Annotated in this window: 2 protein-coding genes; both read right to left on the bottom strand. The window is 67.9% G+C overall.

Annotated features, from left to right (window positions below; all coding sequences use genetic code 11):
- Positions 1-11: 11 nt before the first annotated feature.
- Positions 12-284 (bottom strand): hypothetical protein, encoded by a 273-nt coding sequence (locus tag QZV94_RS24875; protein WP_293683136.1) that lies wholly within the window; start codon positions 282-284, stop codon positions 12-14.
- A gap of 290 nt (positions 285-574) precedes the next feature.
- Positions 575-1789, bottom strand: a 1215-nt coding sequence (locus QZV94_RS24880) for a thiamine pyrophosphate-dependent enzyme (RefSeq protein WP_293683138.1), incomplete at its 5' end; no start/stop codon positions are given.

Raw genomic sequence — 1789 nt, forward strand, 5'->3', positions numbered from 1 at the left:
AAATATAATGGTCAGGACAGCGAAATCAGCGCCTTACTTGGGAAATGTGGGTTGATAAGTTCGAGCACCGAAGGCGAACCGCGCCGCTCGAGCTCCTCCTGGCTGATGACGGCCACCGGGATCGCCGTGTCCTTGGGCGTGCCGGCGATGAACGAGCCGGTGACGACCACTTCCTCCACGGTGGAAGGAGAAGTGGCTCCTGTCTGGGCGCTCGCGGTTCCGGCGACCATTGCGGCCACGAAAGCCACCGCGGATGCGCCGGCAAAATAGGTGAGTTTCAGCATTTGGTTTCCTCCCCAGGATGCTGGCCTCCCCTTGCTGAACTGTTGGGGACGCCTGATTTTATTGGGCAGGATGTCATCGCCTTGAAGGCGGCGCTACGGTTCATCCGCGAGCGCGCATTCGCATATGTTAAGCGCCTGGGACGACGCCTGCCCCATCTCTCTCCCGGCCTCACAGCAGATGCTTGGGGTCATCTCCGGCTGCGGGTCACGATCCGGCGAGCTTCGTCACACACGGCCGCCGCTGCGTTGCGCGGCGCTTCGGACGACTCATCCAGGACGGATGGCGGCGATTAGGCGGCGAGTGGCGACGTGACGTCCCGGAACGAAACGTCCAGCGAGGTCACGACGTCGATGACGGTCGGGGTCTCGGCCCGCGCGGCATCGGCTATGGCCTGGCCGAGGTCTGCTGGATCCGTCACCCGCACGTCGTTGCAGCCCATGGCGCGGGCGATGGCGGCATGGTCGAAGTCGTTGAACTCCGCCGCGAAGGCGCCGCCGCCGTGATAGACCCAGCCCAGCGCGTGGTTGTTGAAGACCACCACGATGATCGGGATCTTGTGCTCGAGGGCCGACATCAGCCCGTTCATGGTCATGGCGAACCCACCGTCGCCGCACACGGCCGCAACGACCCGCTCGGGGTGCACGAGTTTGGCCGCCAGCGCCGCGGGGATGGCGAAGCCCATAGGCCCCGCGCCGGCCGCCTGGAGGAACCCGCCCGCGCTGCGCGTCTGATAGAAGTGGGTCATCAGGATGCGGTTTTCGCCCGCGTCGCAGGTGACGATCGAATCGGCGGGCAGGTTGCGGCTCAGTTCCGCGATCACCCGCTGGGGCATAATGGGCTGGTTATCTGACCCATAGGCCGGTGAGTCGAAGTAGCCGTTGGCCTGGCGGATCTTCTCCACCCGCGCCTGACCGCGCGAGAGCCGATCGGGCGCCGCGCCGAGCGCCTCGCGCAGTTGGTCCAGCGTTGCGCCCGCATCACCGATCAGGACGTGCTCGGCGGGGAAGGTCCAAGAGGCGTTCAGCGTTTCGACGTCGATCTGGATGAAGGTCTGGCGGGCCGGGTCCAGCAGCGCTCGGTTCTCCCGCGCCGTGTCCGAGGCGCCCAGTTTCGAGCCGGCCACGATGACCACGTCGGCCTCCGCCACCGCCGCGTTTGCCGCGGCGATCCCGAAGGTGCCGAAGACACCGAGCGCCAGCGGATGGGTCTCTGCGATGACGCCCTTGCCGGAGGGGGTGGTGACGACTGGCGCGCCGGCCGCCTCGGCGAAACGCTGCAGGGCCTCGTATGCGTCGGAGATGCGCACGCCGTTCCCGGCGATCACCACCGGCGCCTTGGCCCCGCCGATGATCTTCGCCGCGGCGGCCACGCGGGCCGGATCGGCCGGCGGCGGACGGTTGGGCAAGTAGGGTCCGGTCGCATAGAGGCGCGGCCGGCTGTCGGGCTCGACGCTGCCGGCCAGGCCCTGCGCGCCGTAGAGCACGGCGACCGGACCGGGCTGGCC

Origin of the sequence: uncultured Phenylobacterium sp. (assembly GCF_902826855.1) — a bacterium.
Lineage (GTDB): Bacteria > Pseudomonadota > Alphaproteobacteria > Caulobacterales > Caulobacteraceae > Phenylobacterium.

Bases quoted from the DNA above. Each gene is read 5' to 3' on its own strand.
- QZV94_RS24875 (WP_293683136.1), bottom strand. From the start codon at position 284: ATGCTGAAACTCACCTATTTTGCCGGCGCATCCGCGGTGGCTTTCGTG.